At 54.2% G+C, this 24,812-nt stretch carries 23 protein-coding genes; 19 read left to right on the top strand and 4 right to left on the bottom strand.

Translation table 11 applies throughout. The features are described from left to right. Positions 1-16: 16 nt before the first annotated feature. The 12 genes from Pan181_RS11310 to Pan181_RS11265 all read left to right on the top strand — a co-directional run bounded on the left by Pan181_RS11310 (position 17) and on the right by Pan181_RS11265 (position 10,231). The gene (locus Pan181_RS11310; RefSeq protein WP_145246914.1) at positions 17-1,186 is read left to right on the top strand and encodes a tyrosine-type recombinase/integrase; all 1,170 of its coding nucleotides are present in this window, start codon (positions 17-19) and stop codon (positions 1,184-1,186) included. 117 nt (positions 1,187-1,303) lie between these two features. Continuing rightward, positions 1,304-2,044, top strand: a complete 741-nt coding sequence (locus Pan181_RS11305) for a hypothetical protein (RefSeq protein WP_145246913.1) — start codon at positions 1,304-1,306, stop codon at positions 2,042-2,044. A 113-nt stretch (positions 2,045-2,157) separates the two neighbouring features. Next, a complete protein-coding gene (locus Pan181_RS11300; RefSeq protein WP_145246912.1) occupies positions 2,158-2,448 on the top strand; it encodes a DUF1580 domain-containing protein in 291 nt (96 codons plus the stop codon). A gap of 182 nt (positions 2,449-2,630) precedes the next feature. Next, entirely contained in the window at positions 2,631-4,586 is a 1,956-nt protein-coding gene (locus tag Pan181_RS11295; RefSeq protein ID WP_145246911.1) for an AAA family ATPase, read from the top strand. A gap of 850 nt (positions 4,587-5,436) precedes the next feature. Continuing rightward, a complete protein-coding gene (locus tag Pan181_RS11290) occupies positions 5,437-5,685 on the top strand; it encodes a hypothetical protein (protein ID WP_145246910.1) in 249 nt (82 codons plus the stop codon). Between the two features lie 4 nt (positions 5,686-5,689). Further along, positions 5,690-5,911: a hypothetical protein gene (locus Pan181_RS11285; protein ID WP_145246909.1), complete on the top strand. Its 222-nt coding sequence runs from the start codon at positions 5,690-5,692 to the stop codon at positions 5,909-5,911. Then, positions 5,892-6,701, top strand: coding sequence for an AAA family ATPase (locus Pan181_RS26100; RefSeq protein WP_197529172.1), 810 nt, complete (start codon positions 5,892-5,894; stop codon positions 6,699-6,701). The genes Pan181_RS11285 and Pan181_RS26100 overlap by 20 nt, the downstream gene beginning before the upstream one ends. 13 nt (positions 6,702-6,714) lie before the next feature. After that, positions 6,715-7,674, top strand: a complete 960-nt coding sequence (locus tag Pan181_RS11280) for a S49 family peptidase (protein WP_197529171.1) — start codon at positions 6,715-6,717, stop codon at positions 7,672-7,674. 103 nt (positions 7,675-7,777) lie between these two features. Beyond that, positions 7,778-7,927, top strand: coding sequence for a hypothetical protein (locus tag Pan181_RS26095; RefSeq protein WP_197529170.1), 150 nt, complete (start codon positions 7,778-7,780; stop codon positions 7,925-7,927). Positions 7,928-8,277: 350 nt separating this feature from the next. After that, entirely contained in the window at positions 8,278-9,042 is a 765-nt protein-coding gene (locus Pan181_RS11275; RefSeq protein WP_145246907.1) for a hypothetical protein, read from the top strand. Positions 9,043-9,059: 17 nt separating this feature from the next. After that, positions 9,060-9,572: a hypothetical protein gene (locus tag Pan181_RS11270; protein ID WP_197529169.1), complete on the top strand. Its 513-nt coding sequence runs from the start codon at positions 9,060-9,062 to the stop codon at positions 9,570-9,572. Positions 9,573-9,577: 5 nt separating this feature from the next. Then, positions 9,578-10,231, top strand: a complete 654-nt coding sequence (locus Pan181_RS11265) for a hypothetical protein (RefSeq protein WP_145246905.1) — start codon at positions 9,578-9,580, stop codon at positions 10,229-10,231. A gap of 658 nt (positions 10,232-10,889) precedes the next feature. Here the strand turns inward: Pan181_RS11265 and Pan181_RS11260 are convergent. From Pan181_RS11260 to Pan181_RS11250, 3 genes are all read right to left on the bottom strand, one after another. Next, positions 10,890-12,182, bottom strand: a complete 1,293-nt coding sequence (locus Pan181_RS11260; protein WP_197529168.1) for a tyrosine-type recombinase/integrase — start codon at positions 12,180-12,182, stop codon at positions 10,890-10,892. A gap of 495 nt (positions 12,183-12,677) precedes the next feature. Continuing rightward, on the bottom strand, positions 12,678-13,424 hold the full coding sequence (locus Pan181_RS11255; protein WP_145246903.1) for a hypothetical protein: 747 nt from the start codon (positions 13,422-13,424) through the stop codon (positions 12,678-12,680). Positions 13,425-14,717: 1,293 nt separating this feature from the next. Further along, complete coding sequence (locus tag Pan181_RS11250) at positions 14,718-15,518, bottom strand: IS110 family RNA-guided transposase (RefSeq protein WP_197529167.1); 801 nt, start codon at positions 15,516-15,518, stop codon at positions 14,718-14,720. A 98-nt stretch (positions 15,519-15,616) separates the two neighbouring features. Here Pan181_RS11250 and Pan181_RS11245 point away from each other — a divergent pair, with 98 nt between their 5' ends. After that, complete coding sequence (locus tag Pan181_RS11245) at positions 15,617-16,888, top strand: IS4 family transposase (protein ID WP_145245135.1); 1,272 nt, start codon at positions 15,617-15,619, stop codon at positions 16,886-16,888. 96 nt (positions 16,889-16,984) lie between these two features. Here the strand turns inward: Pan181_RS11245 and Pan181_RS11240 are convergent, their stop codons facing one another. Continuing rightward, positions 16,985-17,251 (bottom strand): hypothetical protein, encoded by a 267-nt coding sequence (locus Pan181_RS11240; protein ID WP_145246901.1) that lies wholly within the window; start codon positions 17,249-17,251, stop codon positions 16,985-16,987. A gap of 180 nt (positions 17,252-17,431) precedes the next feature. Between Pan181_RS11240 and Pan181_RS11235 the strand changes: the two genes are divergently transcribed. From Pan181_RS11235 to Pan181_RS11210, 6 genes are all read left to right on the top strand, one after another. After that, positions 17,432-18,172, top strand: coding sequence for a methyltransferase family protein (locus Pan181_RS11235; RefSeq protein ID WP_145246900.1), 741 nt, complete (start codon positions 17,432-17,434; stop codon positions 18,170-18,172). 282 nt (positions 18,173-18,454) lie between these two features. After that, on the top strand, positions 18,455-18,832 hold the full coding sequence (locus tag Pan181_RS11230) for a BlaI/MecI/CopY family transcriptional regulator (RefSeq protein WP_145246899.1): 378 nt from the start codon (positions 18,455-18,457) through the stop codon (positions 18,830-18,832). A 12-nt stretch (positions 18,833-18,844) separates the two neighbouring features. Further along, complete coding sequence (locus tag Pan181_RS11225; protein ID WP_145246898.1) at positions 18,845-20,425, top strand: M56 family metallopeptidase; 1,581 nt, start codon at positions 18,845-18,847, stop codon at positions 20,423-20,425. Positions 20,426-20,629: 204 nt separating this feature from the next. After that, a complete protein-coding gene (locus Pan181_RS11220; protein WP_145246897.1) occupies positions 20,630-21,685 on the top strand; it encodes an IS481 family transposase in 1,056 nt (351 codons plus the stop codon). A 437-nt stretch (positions 21,686-22,122) separates the two neighbouring features. After that, positions 22,123-23,406 carry a TolC family protein gene (locus Pan181_RS11215; RefSeq protein ID WP_231943811.1) on the top strand — a complete coding sequence of 428 codons (1,284 nt, stop codon included), beginning with the start codon at positions 22,123-22,125 and terminating at the stop codon, positions 23,404-23,406. Between the two features lie 43 nt (positions 23,407-23,449). After that, on the top strand, positions 23,450-24,805 hold the full coding sequence (locus Pan181_RS11210) for an efflux RND transporter periplasmic adaptor subunit (RefSeq protein ID WP_145246895.1): 1,356 nt from the start codon (positions 23,450-23,452) through the stop codon (positions 24,803-24,805). Positions 24,806-24,812: the final 7 nt, after the last annotated feature.

The raw sequence follows: 24,812 nt of genomic DNA, 5'->3' as shown, positions 1-24,812 counted from the left end.
TATGGGAGCGTCCGCTATGCCGAAGCTAGTTCAATCTGTACCCAAATACCGGAAGCACCGTGCCAGCGGCCAAGCCGTTGTCACACTCTGCGGAGTCGACCACTATCTAGGCCCGCACGGGACCAAGGTTAGCAAGACCGAGTACGACCGGCTTGTTGCTGAGTGGCTCGCCAACGGTCGGGCGATCGAAGTTGCAGTCGAAGAGATCACGGTACTCGAATTGGTGGTCGCGTTTCTCAAGTACGCCAAGCGGTACTACGGCGGGGGCACCCGTGGCAGCTATGCTAACCTCAAGCGTGGCATGGAGCCACTCAAGCGACTCTACAGCCGCACAAACGCGGCGGAGTTCGGACCGCGGGAGTTCAAGGCGGTGCGACAAACCCTTATCGACGAAGACCTTAGCCGTAAGTACATCAATGAGAAAATGCGGCAGATAATCCAAGCGTTCACTTGGGCAGCGGGGGAGGCGATGATACCTCCAACTGTCCCGCAGTCTCTCAAGATGGTCACACCATTGCGACTAGGTCGCTCTAGCGTCCGTGAGACAGAAGCTATTAAGCCGGTGGCAAAACCGCTGGTCGATGCCACCCTCAAGCACTTGTCGCCAACCGTGTCGGCAATGGTTCAACTGCAAATGCTGACCGGGGCGCGCCCCGGCGAAATCTGCGTTCTGCGCCCGTGCGACGTGGATCGTAGCCGCGATATTTGGGTAGCCAAATTGCCGAAACACAAAACCGCCCACCATGGGCGGGAGCGCGTTCTTCTGATTGGCCCCAAAGGGCAGGAAGTGCTTCGCCCCTATCTACTAAGACCAGCGGAAGACTATTGTTTCTCGCCAGCCGAAGCAATGAAGCATCGGCACGACGTAGCTCATGCCAATCGCACTACGCCCATGAGCTGCGGCAATAGCCCAGGCACCAACCGGAAGCGAAAACCGGCCCGCAAGCCCGGCAGGCGATACATTACTCAGAGCTACGCCCGAGCCATACAGCGGGCTTGCGAGGATAACGGGCTAGAGCACTGGTCGCCCAATCAATTGCGACATCTGACCGCTACCGAAGTTCGCCGCGAGTTCGGGCTCGAAGCCGCGCAAATCATTCTAGGGCATTCCCAGGCCAACGTAACGCAAGTTTACGCCGAGCGAGATATTGCCAAGGGCATCGAAGTAGCAAAGCAGATAGGCTAGGATTTACTCAATTGCTGGGTTGTGGAGTAATTAACCACACAGACCGGCCGATCACTGCGGACGCAATCTCCCCGCGGTGGCCGGCCGGTCGCCCTGACACGAATAGGAGATTGCAAAATGGCGAAGAAAGCCACCCCAAAGCCGAAGATGCGCGTCGTCACACAAGCGGGCGAGAAGTACGACACCATCCCGTTCCACGATGGCTATCTTGTCGGTCGACCTTACTCCGAGAGCGGTACTCTTGATGAACTGCTAGACAAACGTGAATGGATAGCACGCATTATCTGCCATGATTTTGCGGACCAAGAGGTTACCTCGGCTGACGACTCAGCCGATTACACGATCGAGCTTGACGGTAAGCTACGGCGATTCCAGTTGTTTCACGGATTCCGTATCGATCTGCGGACGCCCGATTACGACACCCGCAAGCACCGTGAAAAACGCCGCCGGTTCATCCGTCTGCAGACTCTCTGCATGGCCTACACTAACGCCGCCATCGCTGTCGGGTGTTACGAGACGCTGCAAGGTGAATGCGTCAATCGTTCGTCTGTTATCGAAATGCTGGCTGACTCTTGTTTGACGTTCGGCCAGCAGTGGTCGCAGTTTGTTCAGTGGGATGCGGCATTCGCAAAAATGAGTGAACGAGGCAAGGCGAATATCTCATCTTTGAATGAGTGTTACACGGGACAGCACGGCAAATACCAACCGGCAGTTGAATCGCTGATGGCCGATGGTACGAGCTACACAAAGGCGACCGAACGAGTGGCCGATGTTTTTAACGTCTCTGCACGAACCGTGCAGAGAAACACCGAGAATCCCAGGCCCAGGCACGGGAGTCGGCATCGGAAAAAGATGTAGGACAGCGTATTGCGCTGTCGTATCGCAGCCTATATCGCGTGCTTAAAACGGGAATCATCGCCATTCGTGGCGGTGGTTCCCGTTTCTTTTTTGGGCATTGCGAGAGCATCAAAATGACACTTTTACAAGAGCAGAAAATCACCTTCACCAAGCTTGCTCAGGAGCGAGGCGTTAACGTCTGCACAGTATGGCGATGGGCACAACGCGGCGTTCGCGGTGTTCGCTTAGAGTCGTTCAATGAGGGTGGCAAGAGGTACACCACCCGCGAAGCTCACGCGCGTTTTGTCGAAGGCACGACCGCTGCGGCGAATGGCACGACCGCCGTTCAATCAAACCGCACCAACCGCCAGCGCGAGGCGGCCATCGCTCGCGCTGAGCGCGAAGCTGAGCGGCTCGGACTCTAACCCACAACCGCCCCGCGGGTGCAAGAAAAAGCCCGCCCGGCTGCAACCGGTACGGGCTCATAGGAGATTCTGCAAATGGATTGTACAAGGCAGCGGCTAATGCCGCCAGAAGAATTAGCGTACCGCCGCGGCTGTCTTCATAGCAAGCCGATAGATTTTCTAGTGTTCTCGGGGGGCAGCCGATGAACACTGACCCCGTGCAACAAGTGCTCGACCGCCTAGAGGGTGTTCGCCAGTCTGGTAAACAATGGTCCGCCCAATGCCCGGCACATGAGGACCGCACCGCAAGCCTTAGTGTCTGTCGTGGCGACGATGGGCGGTGCCTGATTCACTGCCATGCAGGATGCGACACCAAGGACGTGGTGGCAGCGATGCGGCTGGACCTGTCCGACCTGATGTATGAAGACGGGCTTGCCGGTCACTACACCAACGGGCAAAGCAAAAGCGTGCAGAGTTCTGCACAAAAACCAAAGAAGCAGAAGCTATATTCTGGCAAGGTGCTTGCGACCTACGACTACACCGACCCCGAGGGAAATCTGCTGTATCAAGTTCGTCGGCACGAAGCTATCGACGAAACCGGAGCGGTTGTTCCCGGAAAAAAAACCTTTCGTCAGTGGCACCAGGATGCTAGCGGCAATTGGGTTAGCGGGCGCGGCGACGCCGAGCTAGTTCCGTATGAGCTGCCCCGGCTGCTGGAGTCTAGCGACATTCGGTTCATCTTCGAGGGTGAAAAGGATTGCGACGCTGCCAACGAAATCGGACTGACTGCTACCACCAACGTGTCGGGGGCTGGCAAGTGGACCGATTCACTCGCCAAGTATTTCGCTGACACTAACGTGGTAATCGTTCCCGACAACGATGAACCGGGACGAATGCACGCCCAACAGGTAGCCGCGTCGCTTCATGGGGTAGCCGAAAGCGTTCGGATACTCGAGCTGCCGAACCTGCCACCGAAGGGAGACTTCTCGGACTGGCTCGACATCGAGTTCGGAGACTCTGCGGAGCCTGACGACATCGCCAAGCGTATGACCAAGCTTGCCATCGCGACGACTGAGTGGACGCCAGCAGACGCCCCACAGGAGCCGGAGAGCGACGCCAAGCAAGTCATGGCACCGATTGCCAAGTTCACGGTCGACCAGTTGCGTGAGCAGCACCCGAAGCTGCACGAGCCGGTTGTCGACGGGTTGTTCCGCAAGGGCGAGATATTCAACATCGTGGGAGCAACCAAGTCTAACAAGTCGTGGACGGGGTACGGCATCTTGTTCTCGATTGGTTCCGGTCGTCCCTGGCTCGACCGGTTTGAGACTCGCCGCGGCAGAGTGTTGTTAATCGACAACGAATTGCATGCAGCCACCCTATCGAATCGGCTCGCTAGCGTGATAACTGCGATGGGGCTGGACCACGAAGACTACGCCGACACGGTCGAGGTGTGGAGCCTACGGGGGAACATGCGGACACTACCACAGCTTATGCGTGAGTTCGACGACGTTCCCCACGGGCACTACTCGTTTATCCTGCTAGATGCCCGGTATCGTTTCTCTGCCGAGGGCTCCAACGAAAACTCCAACGACGAGAACAGAGACTTCTACAACTGTGCCGACCAGTTGGCTGCCAAAACCGGGGCAGCGGTGGGGATGGTTCACCATTCCACCAAGGGGGACCAGGCGGACAAGCGAGTTACCGACGTTGGCAGTGGTGGTGGTTCCCAGTCTCGGGCGGCTGACTCGCATTTAGTGCTCCGGGAGCATGTCGACGAAGGTTGCATGGTGCTCGACGCTGCGGTGCGTAGCTTCAAGCGTATCGACCCCGTGGTGCTCCGTTGGGAGTTCCCATTGTGGCGTGTGGATGAGCAGGCGAACCCCAAAGACCTAAAGGGAGCCCGCACGAAGCAGCAGGAGCAACGAGCCGAAGCGGACGCCGAGGCGGACAAGGCTATCGTTGCCGCCCTGATGAACGAGCGACTATCTATTCGCAAGATACGCGAAACCGTCGGCATGGGACGCGACCGAGTTGAGCGGCGGTTGGATGCTTTGCAATCCCAAGGGCACGTTGCCTACGAATTGACCAACGTAGGTGGCAACAAATGCCGCGAATACTACATCCCCAACGAGGCTCTAGAGGGGGGTGGACTGGGTTGACGGACCACCCCCCGTGCACCCGTCCGGGGGTGTTGTGTGCGGACTATATAAATATAGTCCGCCCCCCCCCCAAACACTGGAATGAACACAACGGAAAAACAAAACAGCGGACCACCCCCCAAGGTGACCAAATGAACCAGGACGCCAACACAAGCCAATTCACAGCGAGCAAGCACCGACGCTTAGGCGGGCAGTACCGAGCCCCGAATCTGACCGACCGGTGCGAGCGGAAGCTACAAGCTGAAGAACCGATGGTTCGATTCGAGGAAGTACGCATGGAAGCCATTTTGGCGAATCGCAGAGGGGATCCGACATGTCCCTTTTGAACATCTGCCCGGTGTGTGGTGCAAACCTCAAGCTTCACGGTAAGCGATGGTGTGGCTCATTCATACTGCGAAACCGCGATTGCCTGAAGTGTGGTTACGTCGATCGTGCATGGTACGAACCAGAGCGAATCACGAATGTCGAAATTAGAGTCCGCAGACGGACTTCTAGTGAGTGTGGCAGTAGCACTTAGTTGGTAGAATTGGACGTATGAACATTAACTATCAATCCGTCGACGTACCGAAGGAACCCAGGCTGCTGAGTCTCGGCAGGTGTTGCCGGTTGCTCGACCTGGATACCGATGGTTTCCGAATCCTGGCACACCTAGCAGCCGTGGAGCCAGCGTTGGAGCTGGATGAGGTGCGATACTTCACCCCGAGCGACCTGGCTGTCCTGGAGGCTCTGAGGGCGTCTCAGGATGGGACGGGGGCACCCGGGGGGTAGGCTACGGGTCCTTCCAAGCCCCCCGCCCGGGGTCCCGCGTAGCGGCTATCCAGTCAGGTTTATTCACACACCACCCTCATTTTTGAAAAAACAAACAATCATTCCCATGCCTTCAAAGCCACCAAAAACGCTGCCAAATACCGAGAACTGGGTTCGGCTGACGGACATGGCGAACATGATTGGCGTGGGAGAGCAGAAAGCTCGCAACATCCACGAAGAGATGGGGCGACCGTTCGAGAAAATCGTTCAAACCCGCGGCAAGCCTGTGTTAGTCGACAGTGTTCGTTGGCTGCAGGCGTGGCGCTGGTATTACCTAAGTAAACGGAGATGAGACGATGGAAGATTACACCCAGTACAACGCTAGTCGACACTGCTTCGACGCAAAAAACGAGTGGACTCGGCTAGTCGACGAGCACCAACAGCGAACCGGTTGCAGCCGTAGCAAAGCGGTTTCGCATATAGCCAAGAAATACCCCGCACTTCGCGAGCAGATGGTCGCCGAAGCCAACCGCTACCCCCACCTACAAGGAGCATATTATGCCGACCAAAACCACTAGCACCGCGGAGCAAGTTCTCGAGAAGATGCGAGAAGCCTGCGGAAATGAGCTGAATGCAGCACTTCTGTCGCTGATGGGTGCCGAAGAATACTGCGACATCGACATTCACACCCGAGCCATCTGGAACACTTTCGGCGTGCCTGACTTCGAGCGGGATTCTGTTCGCTCGCCACTGCTGGCTGAATGGCAACGCTGCCGAACGGCCATGCGGGCTCTTGAAAACGCTGGGACTCACAGCCAGTACTCGAAAGCTGTGAAGGCACACGACACCGCGGCGAAGAACCTCAAAGAGCGGTCGCCCGAGATCACCAAGCAGATGAAAGAGCTGCAGAAAGAACTCGATGCGTTGGAAGCCAAAGAGCAAGAGACGCAGCGGGTGATTAACGACTTCGATGTTGCTCGCAACCGCCTCAAGAACCTGGCACCGACGCCAATCCGCAGGGAAGCGAGCCTTGCTCATCAGCGGGTGAACAAAACCCCATTGGCTGCTGAGGTTGCCGAGCTGAATACAAAGCTCACCCACATCGACGCCATCAAGGACCTTGAGGGCGATTCGCAAGGTGCCGTCAATGCGGCAAGGGCTGCCGGTTTGTCCGTGGAGGAAAAGACCGAAGGGAAGACGCTTACCCGTTGGGTGGATGCTGCGGTGTGGAAGAGCTACGTCTCTTCGCTGCTGGCTAACCGCGATGAGCTGCAGGCCGAGTACGACGCGAAGAAAGCGGACCTTGAGACAATGCAGCAGGAAGCGGACCTTGTTGCCAATTTCTATTACGGCTTCATTGCCGACTAAGGAGAATCAACCGATGAGTCCCGATACCATTCTCGTCGTCACGCCAGATATAGCGATGGCACTCGCCGAAGGAAAGAAACTGCAACCAGCCAAGTCGACCAAGTCTAACTTGGCTGGTTGTGTCCCTCTTGTTGGCGAAATCAACCGGTTAGGTGCGGAGGTGGTAGGCGTTGCCATCCAGCACCTTGCTTACAACGACGACATCGGCGAAATCTATCTGTACTGCGACTCCCCCGGCGGGTCTGCTATCGCCAGCAGTCAGTTAGCCGAGCGAGTTGCCGCTGCAGCGAAGATTAAGCCGGTTCATGTGTTCGCTGATGGGATGCTGGCTAGCGGTGCGGTTTATGTGGCATCGCAGGCAACCACAATCACGGCAACGCGGCAAACGTTCGTTGGCTCCATCGGAACCATCATGGTGCTGGCGGACTCGGAAAAGCTCTACGAGCGGTTGGGCGTTCGGGTGATTCCTATCTCGACAGGACGCTTCAAGGAAGTTGGACTTCCTGGCAAGAAAGTTACCGCCGAGGACATCGACGCCATTCGCCAATTGGTCAGCACAACAAACGAGATGTTTCTCGCGGACCTGGCGAGGGGGCGAAACCTCTCGGTCTCTTATGTTCGCAACGAGCTGGCTACGGGTGCTGTATGGTCCGCTCAGCAGGCGAAGGAACGGGGCTTGATTGACTTCATCCGCACCTGGGACGACTTCACCACCGAGCTACAGCAACGTATGCACACGGACGAAGTGGAGTTGCCAAGCAACGTTGCTGGTGAACCCTACGGCGAGCTGATGGGCAAGGCGGCTGCCGATAGGTTCAAGCAGCTATGTGGCGTTACTCACTGGCACGAGATTCAACGCTCACCAGCGAAGATGCAAGCCTATCGCCAGCACCCACAGTTGGCAAAGCACGCTGAAAGCTTTCACCGCATTTACAGGGCGAGCTACGGCGAAGAACTAGCCGCCAAGCTCTAACGATACTCATCGGTGGGAATGCGGCAGCGAGTGGCATCTGTCGGCGTGTCGCTCGCTGCCCTTCCTCACGAAAGGACGCGACGTAGTGCCGAACAAGCCGCGAATGCCTGACCCGTCGCCCGAAGAGATCGCCCAGGCTTGCGCGGAGATTCGCAAGGGGTGGAGTAAAGTCGAACGGGCCAAGCGGAAGGCCCAGAAGGTGGACGAGTGGTGCCCGCCAGCGCTCAGCGAGATGGTGGAGGTCAATGAGTAGACGCTCACACGAAATGCGGATGCCCGCACCACCACTCCAATCGATTGGATTGCGAGTTTCTTGCTCAAAGTGTCGATTCAATCGCTTCCATAAATAGGGACCAATTCACTCTTCTTGAAAGCAGCAAGGAGTAACTTCTTCCAAACTGTCGTGGTTCTGGTCATATAGGCAAGCTAACACGACCACACGGCATTGCCATAACTCCTTGTGTATTAACGACTTACAGATACTGCTTGAATTGTGAACCAAAGCCTGCGATAGCAATGTCTTGTTTACCCCATTAAGTGCCGACATTAGACTATTATTGATAAGTGAGACTGAACTCTCTACCGCTTCAGCGAAATCGATTAATGACCACGCAACCACAAGACCAGCTAAATCAGTGGCTAACCTTAGAAATGCAGATGACGGTATTTCATAAGGATGCACAGCACGATCTGCATCATGAGCGTGCCAGTGATTGGTTCCAGCGTATTGCTGGTGATGAATTTTCCTCAACAAGAAAGACACTAGTAAGAACCGACGAAGCGAAAGTCGACAACAAGCATTACAGCCTAACTAATGACCCGCTAAAGGTAACATGGAATGTAAGTGCTGTACCTGACGTCACAAACGGTTCCATAGACGAACTACCATCCCTGGGAAGCTTTGAACAAGCCAGCCAAGAGTTTCATGACACACTTGGTTGGTTTTTAGATGAATGTCCCGAGATTACACGGATAGGATTTGTTCCACGCCTTGTTTACAAGACAGACTCCAAGGAAGAAACCTACAAGTTCTTGGATACTTGCCTAAAAGACATCAAAGTAGACCCATCATCGCAGGAGTTTCAATACCGCATCAATCGACCGCGAAAGAGTGATGTCATTGCTGGCCTTGCGATAAATCGTCTCTCTACATGGACTGCAGCTAAGTTTGCAATCAGAGCGGTATCGGGCGACCAAACACAAAACCAACCGGTTATTTCTCACACACATTATGGATGCGTGCTGCAGTTAGACATCAATACAGACGCTGATCGGAAAGAGTCAATAGAGCACGAGTCGCTTCACAAGTTATGGGATGAGCTAGCCAAGATGGCTGCAGAGATAGTTCACGAAGGAGATATTCAGTAATGCCTACTCCATACTGCATGAGCATTGAACAAGCAGGGCAAAGCATTCCTGAAGACACACGCTCTCAAGGCAACTCTGTGGGGGAAAATGCTTCGATCAGAATTGTTGAAGTATTAGCTGAAGATGCCACCCAGGATTCAGCCAAGAGGACTGATTCGTATCAACTATTAAGTATTGATACTTCAAGCACGGCCCCTGAAACCAACAGTTTAGAGCAGTCACGAGAAAGGCTGATGTGCACAGCCTACCGGTTGTGCGAATTGAACGAGCCTCGCATGGCTGTAATGCTGGTGATGGATCATCTTGACGACTATCTACACAGCGGTGATTTTGTCGCATGCAATTCCGTGCTCAGATGTTTTGACCCGAGCAGATTGGCCGATGCTGTAATTATTACAGTGTTAGGAATCACACTTGGTGCAAAACAAAAGCTGACTTCAAGAAACTCTTTTTATCAGAGAGCCTTGGAAGTATTCGGCAGCCGCAGGGGCGAAGATGAAGCAAAGGCACTACTCAGCAAGTATCAGTAGCTTTTATGGATGCCAGTCGATTCTCGCGTGACACTAATGGCGTGGACTCCATTGCCGTCACGATCGAACGAACACCTAACTGCAATCTGCACGTGGGGCTCGCGTATAGAGCGAGCAACAACGAATTGAAATGGCTTCATCTTGCTTTTCATGAGATGCTCCAAAACGAGGCATGTGCTATCGCTAAACCGTGCGTTACGCCACGTATCGATAGTGCAGAGGCACTGTACCTATCCGTGTTCGCCGAAAAGATCGCAAAGTCTAAAATCAATCGGCGTATCCCATACAACTTGAAGTATGATCCAGATATAAGTTTTGATACTAAAACAGGTGCCATCGAGGCCGGCATTGATTCAACTGGGCTAGGGTGCGCAACATTTGTACTTGCAGTTTTTCGGTCATCGGGATGTGTTTTGGTTGATTGCTCTACTTGGCCGCCAGCCAATGAAGATGACAAAGAACAAAGAAGAACATATCTCGGTTTGCTAAGGCGCTGCTCGGCAAGTGGAAGAAGACAAGCTGAGCGGATAGAATCCGAGATCGATCTTCCCCGCTTTCGCCCTGAGCAAGTAGCGGGGGCATGTCTTGAAGACATTTATCCTGCTTGTTACGACCTTTGCGAGAAAAACGGACACTGGATTGTGAATCAACTCAACTAGTTCGATAGCGATTCAATCGAGAATGCCAGCTGGATGCATTTCTGATGTTATGCTGTGAACGCTATTTGTCTCATTGGAACAGATAGAGAGTGGCTTGGCACTAACCTATCCCCCGCAAATCCCGCACGGCTTCCCCTCATCTGCCGTATACTCGACGAGTCGTCAGTCTCACGGTGAGACTAGTTACGTTGGACCGGTTCCAGCGTGGAACCAGTCCAAAAGACGGCTCGAAGCACTCCCGTGTATCAGTGGGGAAGCACCGAAGCACCCCGAACCGCTGCGGATATTTTAGTTACGGGGCTGATAAGATAGCAACTGCGAGTGTCTGTCGCTGCTTTGCCAAAAAGGCAGCCACCAGACGCCCCAGACTCGACGCAAACGAGGTGGCTGGACTCCTAGCACCTTTGGCGATCCGATGCGTTAGGCGGCGAGTTCTCAAGCTCGCAGTACAAGCCTTCCTGCAAGTGAGACATTCTACCGGAATCATGTAAACACGCTGTTTTTGCAAAACGGTATGTACCGTTTTGGCAAATCTCAATACAGCTATTTCCCGAGAAATAACGCAATTCCGTGCAATCGCTTGCAAAACGGGGTTAGTGGCGTTAGACTCTACAAAACAAGAGGGAAACGCTGAGTTACGAAGCTTTTCCGGCTGGATTTACACCGTGGATGTCGGGGGTTCGAGTCCCTCATCGCCCACTTGACAAGTGTTCACCAGTTGCAACAGCTGTGATACCTCTGTATTTCCAGAGTCGGCGATTTTCGCCATCACGTCTTGCAGCTGCTTATCAACGCTTTGCGCAGCGCATGGCGCAGCGCGCTTTTCTACTTGGACCGCTTGCTCGAAGTGGTCGTCGGTCACCTGCCGGTAGTGCTTATTGGCAATCTGCTGAGAATGGCCAAGCCAGGCAGCGGCAACATGCCCCGGATATTTGTCAGCTAGCTCCGTGGCCCGGGACGCCCGCAATGCATGAAACAGCTTTGGCCAGGGGACCAATCCCGCCCGCTTCACGATCTTAGTCATGGTGGTGCGGAAGTTACTCTTCGGATCACGCTGCTTGGCCACGACGAACTCAACCGGCTTGTCGTCGCCAAAATAGGCTTCGTCCAACACTTGCCGCAGCTCAGGGAAGAGCGGAACAATGCGGTGTCCCGTTTTGGGACTCTCAACCACAAAACGTTCTTTGTCCCACAGTACGTCTGACCAACGTAGCGCCAATACCTCTGAGGGACAACGCAATCCACCCCATCGGCACAGGGCGAAGATCGTTCGCCAGTCCTGATCCGGACAAGCCTCAAGCACCTTGGCAGCTTGTTCAGGCGTAACAAAGTAATCTCGCTTCCTGTTTTCCACGATCGTTGCCGGCAGGGGAGCAAACGGATTGATTTCGATCAGCTCGTGATCAATGGCCGCATTGAAAAGCGATTTCGCGACTGCAGTCCGCTTACGCACCGTGTTCTCAGCAAGCGTTTTGGCCGGGATGGTTCGGTTGCCGACTTTTCGCTCGGGCGAGCCTTTTGCTACGTGCAATCGCCAGGCTTTTGCATCCCCCTTGGTAATCGACCTCAAAGTCCGATTCGCTCCGAAATACTCAATCAAGCTATTGTGAGTCGATCGCCATAGGGCTCGTGTTGAGTCTTTTACATCCGAGCGAATCGCCAGATACTCCGCGATGAACTCTCCCAAGGTCCCTCTTGTACGCTCCTCGCACAGCCCCACCTTGGCCAGCTTCTCCCGCAATTGATCACTCAGGTCGGACAGCCAGCGAGTTGTCTTCGGCGATGGGACTCCACCAAGCAGATTGCATTGCACCAACTCCGAAACATGGTAGCGAACCCCTTCGGAGTCCCGCTTAGAAACTTTGCCAAGTCGAATCGTCTTAATCTGTCCGTCTCGGTTCTCAAATTGAATGTAACGACTACCGCGCGAGTCTCTACCGAGTTTGGCCATGCTGCATCTGCCCCTATCCCATAAACGACTGTAAGAAGAAACCGGCTCACACCTGATGAGATCTTGCCTAGGTCCTTCCATTCACCGACAAGCCCTCACACTGCTAAGCAGTCACTGTGCTTGACGGTAGCATTATAAGCCAAACAACACCTCATATCGAAGTCGGCAGATCTTTGAGTGAATAGTCGAAACGAGCATCGAATGCGCTGCCTTTGAACTGCATTCCCTGCAAGTCATTGAAGACACCTTGCAAGAGGTTGCTGGTCGGTTGCACCATGTAATATCATGAGATTACTAGCTTGCCTATTTCGCCAACATTCGGCTGATATCTGGCCATCCCAGAATATTTGCCGCGCCCACTTACTTACTTGCTTTTTGCAATCGAAAAAATAAAAGTCCCGCGATTGCGGGCACAGCCCACTGCGGAGAGGGGGGCTGGCAAAGGACCCTAAGCCCCCGGGGGGGGGAACACCCCACGCCCTGAAATGGCAACTGCTACCTCAATTGCTCGGGCTTGATGGATTGAATATGACCAGAGTAGTTATCATTCCGCTCTTCGTCGTAATGATAGATGTGCCCCCACGTGCCTGAAGGCAAAACAATCCTTCCTTCTATAGATCCAAGCGTCACATGATATTCTTCGCCAACATGTTCTGGCCCGGCGAATAATCGCATGTAGACCACTACCTGAGCATCGACTTCATGAGCGAGCAAAACATGGCACCAGTTACTCGGGGTACGCACAACACCAGAAGGATCCTCTCCAAACGGAAGTTCGAACGATGGGCCGGCTTGATTAAAAAACAGTGTGGAATCGCCACCTTGCCACAGGTATTGCCGTATCGCTGCAAATTCGGGCTCACTTCCGTCAAACCCCCGCTGGTTGTGTATCAGGTAATAGTGAAAAGCTATCTTGGCAATTGCTCGGTCTGCTTCAGTACTATACTCAAATCGAATGCGTCCTTTAACCGTCGACTCCCCAGGTTCCGAATCAGGGAGATCCTCAAAGACCATCCCTGGAAATGCCTCCCTTAACAGGTCACGGCAGCTATTATCTGACTGCTCTGTGACCGAACAATATATCGATCGGAAATTTCGAATGCCGAGCTTTTTTATCTTGGCACTCAGAGTTTTGGCGGTCATCCCCTCATGCAGTTCGATTGAATGTTGCTTACCCGCTTCGTCAATAATCGTAATCTGATTTACCGGCTCCACTTGCCTTGGATCATTCCTTGGTTTCACGAGTTGGTCGTACCCTAACGGTCTGGCTGTATGCTGCGGAGCCTTGCTCCTCTTGGCACCTCTTTGGCTGAGCACAATCGGACGACCTCGCCGACGGATGGGAGCGTATCGCCGCAGGTATCCTAGTGGAGTCGCCTGCGCTAGGATCTGCTCGAATTCACTGAAGGCATTGTTGCAGCCGGGGCAACATCCGCGGAACCGAATGTCTTTAGCGAACTCCCCGCAAAGCCCACTCGGTAGCACGTGGTCCCCTCTTCCCTTAAAAGGGTCAAAGACTTTACCACAATAGATGCAGGGTTTCTCGTGCATGACACTATGACGCCCTCCGATTCGTCTCGCACAATCAGGGCTACGACTCGATTTGCTGACGAAAGATTTTCGCTTAGATCTTATCCTCCGAACAGGTCCCCCTAGCAGCTATCCCGCCAGCTTTAGCCGGCAAACTCTCGGCAGTCTGCAGACCCAAATCGCGAGAGCCCAGCAGTTGGTCGCAATGCGTTGCTGTCGACGCCGCCCTAATTATAAGCTGGCGGACTTGAATCACTCGAAATCGTCCGACCTGAAATGCCTAGCACTCTCCTCCAATCCATCCCCGACAGCACCTTCGTTACTGTTGGCGAGGCCCATAGTCTGATGGACTCCTTCATGAATCGGCATAGCAGGTGCCAGAAATGGTCATCGTTTGCGACGATGGAACCGACCTGTAGCTTCGTTGATTACCTAAGTGCCTTGCCAAAACCAAGTTCTTTTGAGCAAGGCTTATCAAACGATTGCCCGAACTGCTATTGCCCAACTACTAACTCCTTAGTACTTTACGCGAGCACAAAGGCATGGGGCTCCTTTCGAATCGAAACACTCCAGTTGCGATCAAGACGTTTGACTATTGCGAGCCTAGGGTTAGCGATAGTTGCGCATGAAATACTCAGTGTTGCATAAATAGTCTCAGTCTAATGGGAAAAGACAGACAGTCGCTACCACAGCTATCCCGCCCAGGCTATTGAGATCATCTATGGGAATCTTTGTCAAGCGTGGTTTCTTAGGGGATCATCATTTTCTCCTATTGTCGGATGTTTTATTTCGTTGAACCAAGACCGCTGGGGTATGCGAGTCATCGGACCTGCCGTCCGTGCTCAAACATCTATGCGGTGATCACCCGCCACTCCGTTGGCAAGTGTCCCATAAAAACGTCGGCGAAGAATGTCCCATTCACTCGTGCGCCGATCGGAGTCGCTCTCCGCCGGCATTCTCTATATCGAGATCATCCTGGCTTACGGTCGGTTCGTTCGTGGATGGCTACTTGGCCGCGGCAAACTGGTAGGCTCGTCCGTCGCGGAGCATGGCGTGGACGACCAAGAGCAGTCGCCGGGCAATCGCACAGGTCGCCTTTTTCTTGCCGGTGCGTTGGCTTAATCGCTCGAAGGTCGTCCGCCAGCGGCTGCTCGATTGCTTGACCCGGTGGGCCAGTTGAATCATCGCCCACCGCAACAGCGGCGAGCCCGCTTTGGTGATGCCCAAGGCCTTGCGGTGGCCATCGCTTTCGCGGAACCCGGGCGACAGTCCCGCAAAGGCGACCACCGCATCGCCGCTAGTAAACCGTCGCCAGTCGCCCAACTCGGCCAGTAGCACGTTGATGGTCACCGGACCTGCGCCGGGAAGCGTGGCCAACACCTCGCGGGCTTCGCGTTCGGCCAGCGGTGCCCGCTCGGCGAACTCACGCAACCGGCAATCGACGTTCGCCAAGTGGTGCCGGGCCTGGTCGAGGTCTTCCAACAGGTCGTCAACGAGCCACCGTTCTTCGTCGAGAAATTGAAACTGTCTGAGGGCCTTCCGCCCGATGCGAGTGAACAGGTCGCGGCGGTCGGCGTTGTAACGGGTCAATAGCGCGCGAATCGTGGTCTTGATCGAGGTGATGCGATTCTGCACCTTCTGCCGTCGGCGGATCAGCGAGCGATGTTGCCGCACGCGGGGCGTGGCTCGCCACGCTTCGGGGATCATGTTGTGAGCCAGAAAGTCGGCCAGCGTCTGGGCATCGATCTTGTCGCTCTTGCGAGTGCTGTCGGCGATGACGCGGAGTTTATGGGGGTGGGCGATCACCACCCGCCGGGCCAGCGGTTCGGCCCATTACTGTCCGGAATTAATCTTAACCGATTCTGAACTTGCGCGGTGGGGAGTGGTGTGGTACGACATAGTCCATGCCTTCCCAGCGAGTTGCTAAAGACGAGCTACCAGTGTGGCCCGAGCAGGTCATTGGGGGGAAGTATGTCCGGCTTTTGGAGAAGTTTCTCAAACAACTCCGCTCGGAAGACGCCCACGGTAATCGCAAGTTATTTCTCGATGACGTGTTCGTAGCCTACCTGCTGGCGTTCTTCAATCCCACCATCCGCAGTTTGCGAACCATCGAAGATTTCAGCCAAACGGTACAGGCTCAGAAACACCTTTCGATTCGCAAGATCACTAGAAGTACGCTCTCAGACTTCAATCAACTGGCCGACCCCGAGCGATTGCAGCCGATTCTCGATGCCCTCCGCCGGCAACTTGCCCGCAAGTCAAAACGGCAATCGATAGGTGACGACGATCTCGACGAACTGCTCCAGCAGACCGTGGCCGTCGATGGCACGTTTCTCCCGGCCGTGGCCGAAGTCGCCTGGGCCATGTGCAATACGAACAATCATGGGGCGAAGAAGCATCGAGCGCGGGTGGATGTCCATTTGCCGGTGAGCACGTGGCTTCCCGAGGCAATCGTCATTCCATCCCCTGGCCAGAGCGAGGCCGATTCAGCCATCGAACGGTTGCAGCCCGGTCGTATCTATCTGTACGACCGCGGCTTCATGAGTTTCGCGCTCTTGGCAGCGCACTACGACGACACACACGCGTTGCAATCGCACTTCGTGGCTCGTTATCGCCCAGCGGGGGGCAATTCGCCCACGCTGCGGGAAGTGAAAAGTCGCGAACTCACCGAAAAAGACAAAGCGGCCGGCGTGCTCAGCGATGGAGTGGGACATTTCAAGTCTTCGAATCCGAGCCGACATCGAGTTCCCCGAGTGCAGCTTCGCGAAGTCATCGTCGCTTGCGAAGAAAAGGGAAAACCGTCGCAACTGCGGTTGATCACCAACCTGCTCGATGTACCGGCGCACGTGATTGCCATGCTGTATCGCTATCGTTGGCAAGTAGAACTGTTCTTTCGGTGGCTGAAGAGCTCTGCGAACTTCGGACACTTGATCAGCCACGCAAGCGAAGGGGTGCAAACGCACTTCTACGTGGCGGTCATTGCCGTGTTGCTGATGTACCTGCACACCGGTTATCGACCGAGCAAGTACCTGTTCGCCCTAATGGGACAGGTCGGCCGCGGGGCGGCAACCCTGGAAGAGATCCTGCCGATCCTCCGCGAGCGAGAACGTCAGAACGAACTGGCCCGGCAGTCGGCCGCGCGGCGGAGCGAGAAAAAGAAACAGCAATCGACTTAGAGACGCTGCCACTCGGCCGCGATTCTCACGCTGCCGCCTGCGCAATGTGAAAGGAAAAAGGCGGCGAGTCTTGATCGCGTAAGCCAATCCATGCAATCATAAGACGCCGCGCAACACTCCCGGAATGCAAAGAACCGAACTCCGGACAGTAATGGGTTCGGCCAGGGCCGCAAACCAGTCGTAGCCGATGGTCGCCTCGACGGTGATGCAAAACTCCCCGAGCGAGGCGAGGAACTCGCCGATCTGATCGGGCTCGTCGCAGCGTAGTCGCTTTCGCTGGACGACTCGCGTGGAGTGGTCGTGCCATTCGACCACGCACAGGCTAACGGTCTTCTTATGCAAATCGGCACCAACGTACTTCATGGGAATCTCCTTGCGTCGGGGTGAGACGGGCGAATAACCGTCCGTCGGTGTACCACGCCCCGGTGCACGCGACAACGCACGCAACGGGCTGATTCCCATGTTTTCACTCATAGGTTGTGCAACTAAACATGACGATCGAATCCTAATCGGCTTGTTACGCCGGAGTAAAGGCAAAAAGAAATGCATTTGCAATCAGAAATGATCGCAGAAGGAAACTGGCTATTTCGCCATCGAGGAGTTGTGCCATTAGCTTTCTTGCTGCCTTTAATCTGGGTAGTGGCTACGATGCGTTGGCCATTTCATAGCTATGCTTTTCATGAGTTGTGGGAAGTATTCGCACTCTTTGTGTCCGCTTGTGGATTCATAGTTAGGGTCATTACCATAGGCCACACTCCCGCAGGAACATCTGGACGGAACACGGACCGCCAAATTGCCGAAGCTCTCAACACGAAGGGAATCTACTCAACGGTACGGCATCCGTTGTATTTGGGCAATTTCTTGATCGGGCTTGGAGTAGTCATTGTCCCCTTTAGTATTTGGTTGACCTGCGTGTATGGACTCGCCTTCTGGCTGTATTACGAGCGTATCATGCTTGCCGAGGAAGATTTCTTAGCTTCACGCTTTGGAGATAGCTTTCATGCTTGGGCAACAAGTACTCCTGCCTTCATTCCCAAACTTCGTCTCTGGCGCAAGGCGGATTTGAGCTTTTCCATGCGAAATGTTCTTAAGCGTGAATACACGGCCTTGGCATTATTTGTCTTGTGCCATGCACTTATCGAGACTATCGAACACGCAGTCATTGACCACAACTTTCATTTAGAGGCCGGCTGGATTGGACTGCTTGGCGGAACCCTCTTCCTCTATTTCCTTCTTCGGTATCTGAAGAACCACTCCAGCATTCTAGCAGTCGAAGGCCGTTAGCAAACCTTGCCTCCAACGAATTGATACTTACGCGCAAGATAAAGCCCAGCACCTTCTACCAAGTGTCGAGTTCGCTTACAACTCCTGCACTACAGCAGTACCGACTTCCGCACAGAGCCTTTAATTCCAAGTGTTTTTTGGGGCAACCTGGTACTCTACTGATAGAACTCTCCACATTACATCAATACGTATGTTGACAACTAAGGCATGCCGCCTTAGAGTTGAAGCAACTTGCCTTGCATTAGCCAACAGGCAATCACTTCACCTGCAAAAGAGGAGACCATGTCGAATATTCGCACCGATGCGACAGACACGGAACTCGCCATCCTCGACGTACTGTGGGATCGCGGGCCATCACAGATTCGCCCCATCGTCGAAGCGGTCTATGGAGAGCATTCAGCCGCCCTTCACGCAACCGTGAAGAGTCTACTAGGCAGACTATCGGAGAAGGGGCTTGTCGTGTGTGACCGCGGACAGTTCGCTCACGAATATCGCCCCGTTATTGGCCGGGAAGAATTTGTGGGAGTCCAGCTTGAGCAGTTGGCCAAGAGCCACTTTAGCGGAGCTCTTGGTCCAATGCTTCTGGCCCTTGTTGGGCGAGTGAAATTAAGCAAGCAAGACCGCAACATACTTGAGCGTATCGTTGAGAAAATCAAGTAAAAAGGCAATGCCGTGGATGAACTGCCCGAAATCCTTATTACGAACTCGGTCGTTGCTCTCGTTATGGCAGCAGCGATAAGTTTAGCTGCACTACTCCCAGCAGTGCACAAACGCCCCTTAATAAGTTATGGGCTTTGGATATTGGTGCTACTCAAGCTTGTTACACCTCCGTTGTTCGAGATTCCAGTATTCAGCCTAACGCCCAAGTCTATTGAATCACCTCACGATCATTCTGTGGTAGAGCGCGAGTCCATTCGCGTTCTCACCACCACAAGCCTAACACCAAACAATCATCAAGAAGCAGTCCGATCACTTCCAATCCCCTTATTCACTTTACTTACTCTGCTTAGTGCTTCCGGTACTGTAGTGCTTTTGGGGGCAAGCGGCTTTCAGGCAATGCGGCTAAATAAGGCGCTACGAGGCAGTGAATCACACGACCCGCGTATTAGTCGAGTCGCCCTGGAAGTAAGTAACAAAGTCGGTCTTCACAATTCCCCGGCTGTAAGTGTTGTTGCTTCAAATATATCGCCATTTCTCTGGGTTTGGGGACGCGTTCCACTCGTTGTGATCCCGCGGTGTTTAGCCAACACACTTACGGATGCTCAACTCCGCAACATCATTGCTCATGAGTATGTCCATTACGCCCGGCGTGACTACTGGATGTCAGCAGCCTCATTTATTATTGCATCCATCGTATGGTGGAATCCGATTGCCTGGTGGGCTCGCAGCGAACTGCGTTCGCTCCAAGAAATGCTCTGCGACACGCACGTGCTTAATCGTACTCGCTGCTCAAGATACTCTTATGCAAAGACACTGCTGCTAACCATTGAGTTTTTACAAGGCGAGCCAGCGCCTTTGTCTCCACTGGCAAGTAGTTTTGGAACTAAGTCATTTACGAGAAGGAGGTTTGATATGATTGCATCCCCTCAGGTTTCACCACATCTTTCAAAAGCCGGGCTACTAGCACTCTGCTGTGGAGTGGTAATCCTGGTCTGCTCGCCTTCCAATGCTGCTGAGGACACCATCCCTCTGAAGCAGTGCCCAAAGACCGTTCAAAAGGCGATTAAATCAGAAGCAACTGGTGGAAAGATTCTCGAAATCGAACGAGAAGACTCGGATTCGACGGTACAATTTGAAGCCGAGATCGAGTTCGATGGCAACGTCTACGAAGTCACTGTGGATAACGATGGAAAACTCCTCTCAAAAGAACTGGTCGATGAAGAGGAGACCGATGCCGAAGAGAATGAAGAAGCGGAGCACGAAGAGGACGATGACGACCAAGACGGTGAAGAAGTTGTAGGTTCGTTTAGCGAGCTTCCTCAAGCCGTGAAGTCAACCCTGAAACGAGAAACTCGTGGGGGTGAGATCGAAGAAATTGAGCGAGAGACGGAAGATGGTCGTGTGATCTACTCTGCCGATGTTGAGTATGAATCGGATTCGGGAGAGCTCGTTTACGAAGTCGAAATCGCTGAAGATGGCGTGCTGCTAAGCAAAGTGCTTGAGCAAGAAGAAGCTGAAGAGCACGAGCACGGCGATCACCAAGAAGATCACGATGACAAAGACGAAGAGCAGGAACACGAATCGTCGAAGTAAGTTGACTGATTTGTCGCCCCCCAGACTGGCCACATAGCATTTCTTGTGGCCAGTCTCTTGCTATGTAGATATCAAAACTTAATCTGACACTAACCAAGGTTTGAGGTTAGAGTACCGGCTGCAATCATTGCTTGAACGAGCGCAGCGAGTGATAGCAGTGATTGCAGCCGGCGGCCGCCTCATTTCCCCCAAGGAGTGTCCGAGATGAGTAACGATCAGAAAATCATCAAGAACAAGCTGGGCCTGCTGAAACTCGCTGAGCGGCTGGGCAACGTCTCCGAAGCGTGTAAAGTGTTTGGCTACTCGCGAGATAGCTTCTATCGCTTCAAAGAGTTGTACGACAACGGCGGTGAGGAGGCCCTCAAGGAGATCTCGCGGAAGAAGCCCGTCGTCAAGAATCGTGTGGCCGCGGAGGTCGAAGAAGCGGTGGTCGAAATGGCCTTCGAACAACCGGCCTATGGCCAGGTCCGTGTGAGCAACGAACTGAAGAAACGGGGCATCCTGATCTCGTCAGGTGGTGTCCGTAGCGTCTGGTTGCGGCATGAGCTGGAGACGTTCAAGAAGCGGCTGAAGGCTCTGGAGGCCAAAGTGGCTCAAGATGGTATTATCCTTACCGAATCCCAGGTCGTGGCCCTGGAGAAAGCGAAGCTGGAGAAGGAAGCTCATGGTGAAATCGAAACCGAGCATCCCGGTTACCTGGTGGCGCAGGACACGTTCTACGTCGGCACCATCAAGGGCGTCGGGCGAATCTATCAGCAGACGGTGATCGACACCTACTCGCGAGTTGCGTTTGCCAAGCTGTACGATCGCAAGAATGCGTTGGTCGCGGCCGATATGTTAAACGATCAGGTGATTCCATTCTTCGAAGCAGAGGACGTGCCGGTACTGCGCATGCTCACCGATCGTGGCACCGAGTACTGTGGCAGCCGTGAACATCACGAGTACCAACTGTACCTGGCGATCGAGAACATCGATCACTCGAAGACCAGGGCCAAGCGGCCACAATCCAACGGCATCTGTGAACGATTCCACAAAACCATGCTGCAGGAGTTTTACCAGGTCGCATTCCGCAAGAAGATGTTCAGCTCGATCGAGGAGCTGCAAACAGATCTTGACCAGTGGATGAAGAGCTATAACCACGAGCGACCGCACAGCGGTCGCTACTGTTACGGCAAAACGCCAATGGAAACCTTCGAAGATGCCAAATCGATCGTCAACGAAAAGCGACTGGACAAGAACTTGCAACTGGTCGCTAACTAGATTGTCTGTCAGATTAAGTGTTGGTTACTACACTTGCTATATGCACCTAGCCCCTAACGCCGTGATTGCTCCACACAATAGACCTTAACGATTAGGCGGACCTAATCAGCAGTAACGCTAGAACTGTCTGAGTAGCATTGTAACGGCCGATCTTAATACTACACACTTAGTAGTTATGAGAACTTCCCTAACGCGCCCGGCGGGTAAAGCGAACTATGATGCCTAGTCGCTGCATTCCATCGTCCAACCTATACCTTCTAGTGCTTACTGGCTTGATGTTGCTAGCATTGCCGGCCCAGTTAGGCTGTCATTGTGCGAACCCCGCCTGCGATTCCGGCTTGGTGTCCCGCGAGGTCTGCTGCCGTACTGGGTATGAACTCGCAAGAGTCCCACCTTGCCAGGAACACCTTTCGTCCACGGTAAATCTACATGACGGAGTGACCGAAGCCGAAGCGGTAGAGACGGCGCTCTCCAACAACTCGGCCTTTCAGGCCACGCTGGCGCAGCTCGGAATGGCTTGCGGCGATTCGATCCAAGCTAGCCTCATTGCGAACCCCCAACTTCTGGTCTACTTCCCCACCAGTATAAAAGAAGGGCAATACACGCTTTACGCCCCGATTGAATCCTACTTTCTGCGTCCAGCCCGCGTGAAAGCGGCCAATCGCGAGTATCGCCGAGTGGGAGAACAACTGGTTCAGAACGGTCTGGATGTCGCCCGCGATGCTCGTCTGGCTTATATCGATCTGGCCTTGGCCGACGAGCAGGCACGCTTAGCTCAGGAAGCGATTGATATCCGCAATCAAGTTGTTCAGCTAACGAATCAACGACTCAACGAGGGAGATATTAGCCAGCTAGAATCGATCACTTCCCGAGTCGATCAATTAAATGCTCAGGCCGCACATGGAGTCCGTCAGCAGGACATCTCGATCGCCGAAGCTAGGCTCGCATTATTGATGGGGCTTCCCTTTCAGGACGAACCACTTCGAGCAACTGAGTTACCACGCCCTGAGTTTGGTGAGTTCGACGAATCGGCACTTGTAAGCCAAGCCTTGGCATGCCGCCCAGATTATCATGCGGCAAGATGGGCCGTAGCGGCCGCCTCGCAACGGTCTGATCTCTCGCGCTGGACATTCCTGCGACTCGATGGCATGCTTGATGTTCGCTCCAATAGCGGCTCCAGTAAAACCGGCGGCGGACTCCGCATCGATCTTCCCGTTTTCAATCGCAACCAGGGTGGGATTGTTCGCGCAGACTGGGAACTGAACGCTGCCATGCATTCGCGCGACGCGATCCGCGATCAGATTGTGCAGGACGTTCGCACAGCCGCTCGGCAATACATTCAAGCACGCGACAACCTTGTGCTACTGGAGCAGCAAGTGGCCCCCACTATCGACGAGGCCTTATCGATTGCGAAAAAAGGGTACGAAGATGGCGGTACCGATTATTTGCTCGTGCTGCAAACCGCCAGTCAGTATCTCGATGTGCGGAGTCGCATGCTCGACCAACGAGCCGCTATGGCCCGGGCGGCTGCGGAACTCGAACGTAGTGTTGGCTGCCGGTTGGATGGAGAACCGATGGATTTGGTTCGGCTGCTTGAGGAAACGTCTCCACCAGAAGAGCTAGAATTGCCGCTATCGAGTCCAACAGCAGCAGAGCCTTCCGAGATGGAGAGCGGCGATTTGTCTCCTCCGGCGACTTCGTTCGCGACACTCCTAGATTAGTTAAGTGTGCTCTATTCTCTCCCACTTGTACTGGATATGGATCTTGATACTGCTCCAAAAACCAGCCTGGCAAGTTTCGGTCGCAACCCCCCTTCGCTGTGCGAAGCTTGGGCAATGCGGAGGGATCTGCCTGCTCGTCATCGTCAGTGTAGCGATCCTGACTGGATGTCGTGATACGAGCAAGGAGAAACACCCCAACAACGAGAAACCAGCGGTGGTCGAGAAGCTGCCGGTTGAAACCGAGTTGGCCACGGTTCGCTTGACCGAGAAGGCAAATGAGCGGTTGGGAATCGTTACGACGGCCATTGAAGAGCAAATCGTATCGAAACGACGCACTTTGGGTGGCGAAGCCATGGCACCACTTGGCAACTCGCTGATTGTCTCAGCCCCCGTGCCGGGCATTATTGCTCAGTATGGAGCGTCGCCAATTCCATTACCTGGCGCACAAGTAGGTCGCAATCAGGTGGTAGTCGACTTAGTGCCGTTACTGTCGCCTGAGCGCGACGTGATGACTCCGGCCGAACGAGTTCAGCTGGTCTCCGCTCGCGCGAATGTGGTTGCCGCTCAGCAAACAGCCATCGGCGATCTAGAGCGGAGCCATGCCGAAGTGGAAGCAGCCAAGATTACGCTGTCGCGTGCTGAGAAATTATTCAACGATGGCGCAGGGGCGCGCAAAGCGGTGGACGATGCTATTGCACAGCTCAATATTGCTCAGTCGAATTACCAAGCCGCGCAGCAGCAAGAAAAGCAGCTTGCCAACATGCTCCAGCAACTCAATCCGAGTGCCGACTCGTCAGCAGCAAGTCCGCTTCAGTTGGCCGCACCGATCGAAGGCGTTGTGCGAAGCGTAAACGTTCGTGTTGGTCAAACAGTTGCCGTGGGTACTCCTTTGTTTGAAGTGATCAACCTCGACACCATTTGGATACGTGTACCGGTGTTTGTCGACTTGCTCGGTACGATCGATAAAGGCAAACCAGCCCTGCTGAAAACGCTGGGCGGACAATCCTTGCCGGATTCGCTTGCTGGAACGATGATCGAAGCTAAGCCGATAAGTGCTCCGCCTAGCGCGGATCCACTTTCGTCGTCGGCCGATCTGTATTATGAAATTAGCAATGTGAACCTCGGCCTTCGCCCGGGACAGCTCGTCGGTATGGATTTGCCGTTGGTTGGTCAAGCGGAGTCGCTCGTAGTGCCTGCGTCGGCGATTCTTTACGACGTATACGGTGGCACCTGGGTGTACGCGGTGACGGGTGAGCGTGAGTACACACGACGCCGAGTAGTGGTGCGGTGGGTCGACGTAGATCAAGCCATTCTCGCCTCGGGTCCCTCGCCTGGGACGAAAGTGGTAACCACCGGCGCTGCAGAGCTATTTGGCACCGAATTTGGCACAGGAAAGTAAGCACGCA

The sequence above is a fragment of the Aeoliella mucimassa genome, from assembly GCF_007748035.1.
Classification (GTDB): Bacteria; Planctomycetota; Planctomycetia; order Pirellulales; family Lacipirellulaceae; genus Aeoliella; species Aeoliella mucimassa.
This window is presented reverse-complemented; position numbering and strand designations above follow the sequence as displayed.

Coding starts and splice junctions, on each gene's coding strand:
- Pan181_RS11310 (WP_145246914.1), top strand. CDS start 17: ATGCCGAAGCTAGTTCAATCTGTACCCAAATACCGGAAGCACCGTGCC.
- Pan181_RS11305 (WP_145246913.1), top strand. CDS start 1,304: ATGGCGAAGAAAGCCACCCCAAAGCCGAAGATGCGCGTCGTCACACAA.
- Pan181_RS11300 (WP_145246912.1), top strand. CDS start 2,158: ATGACACTTTTACAAGAGCAGAAAATCACCTTCACCAAGCTTGCTCAG.
- Pan181_RS11295 (WP_145246911.1), top strand. CDS start 2,631: ATGAACACTGACCCCGTGCAACAAGTGCTCGACCGCCTAGAGGGTGTT.
- Pan181_RS11285 (WP_145246909.1), top strand. CDS start 5,690: ATGGAAGATTACACCCAGTACAACGCTAGTCGACACTGCTTCGACGCA.
- Pan181_RS26100 (WP_197529172.1), top strand. CDS start 5,892: ATGCCGACCAAAACCACTAGCACCGCGGAGCAAGTTCTCGAGAAGATG.
- Pan181_RS11280 (WP_197529171.1), top strand. CDS start 6,715: ATGAGTCCCGATACCATTCTCGTCGTCACGCCAGATATAGCGATGGCA.
- Pan181_RS26095 (WP_197529170.1), top strand. CDS start 7,778: ATGCCTGACCCGTCGCCCGAAGAGATCGCCCAGGCTTGCGCGGAGATT.
- Pan181_RS11275 (WP_145246907.1), top strand. CDS start 8,278: ATGACCACGCAACCACAAGACCAGCTAAATCAGTGGCTAACCTTAGAA.
- Pan181_RS11270 (WP_197529169.1), top strand. CDS start 9,060: ATGAGCATTGAACAAGCAGGGCAAAGCATTCCTGAAGACACACGCTCT.
- Pan181_RS11265 (WP_145246905.1), top strand. CDS start 9,578: ATGGATGCCAGTCGATTCTCGCGTGACACTAATGGCGTGGACTCCATT.
- Pan181_RS11260 (WP_197529168.1), bottom strand. CDS start 12,182: ATGGCCAAACTCGGTAGAGACTCGCGCGGTAGTCGTTACATTCAATTT.
- Pan181_RS11245 (WP_145245135.1), top strand. CDS start 15,617: ATGCCTTCCCAGCGAGTTGCTAAAGACGAGCTACCAGTGTGGCCCGAG.
- Pan181_RS11240 (WP_145246901.1), bottom strand. CDS start 17,251: ATGAAGTACGTTGGTGCCGATTTGCATAAGAAGACCGTTAGCCTGTGC.
- Pan181_RS11235 (WP_145246900.1), top strand. CDS start 17,432: ATGCATTTGCAATCAGAAATGATCGCAGAAGGAAACTGGCTATTTCGC.
- Pan181_RS11230 (WP_145246899.1), top strand. CDS start 18,455: ATGTCGAATATTCGCACCGATGCGACAGACACGGAACTCGCCATCCTC.
- Pan181_RS11220 (WP_145246897.1), top strand. CDS start 20,630: ATGAGTAACGATCAGAAAATCATCAAGAACAAGCTGGGCCTGCTGAAA.